Here is a 511-nt window from a genome sequence, read left to right on the forward strand (position 1 = left end):
GGCATGTAGATCGCCACTGTAAAGGCGTAAAACAGGAACAGCAGCAACACACTGTCATGTCGCAGGCTGGTGAGTTCCTTGAGGCCAAGACGCAGGATGTGCGCGAGCTTATGCATCAGACCTCCTGCTTTTTCAGCATGGCCAGGCTGAGCCCGGTGAACCCGAGAAAGAACCCGAACAGCGCCAGGCATTGYGGCCACAACTGCCGGATATCCAGCGCCTTGGTRAAGGTGCCGACAGCGATATCGAGAAAATAGCCTGCCGGAAACAGCATSCCCATGACYGCSGCSGCGCCATCAAGGGACGACCGYGGCACGATCAGMCCGGAAAACTGGATGGTCGGCAGGCTGGTGATGATCATGGTGCCGAGAATGGCGGCGATCTGGGTTCGGGTGAACGCCGAAATCAACAGGCCCATGCTGGTGGTCGCCAGCACGTAGAGCAACCCGCCGAAGGCCAGGGTCAATGCGCTGCCCTTGAAAGGGACGCCGAACAGCCAGCGGTTCATGGC

1 protein-coding gene is annotated in these 511 nt (G+C 59.4%); it reads right to left on the bottom strand.

The window, feature by feature from the left end; all coding sequences use genetic code 11:
* Positions 1-115: 115 nt before the first annotated feature.
* Positions 116-511, bottom strand: a 396-nt coding sequence (locus tag AC1DKR_RS21105; protein ID WP_478035094.1) for an ABC transporter permease, incomplete at its 5' end; no start/stop codon positions are given.

The sequence above is a fragment of the Stenotrophomonas sp. 01N47 genome (assembly GCF_056399165.1).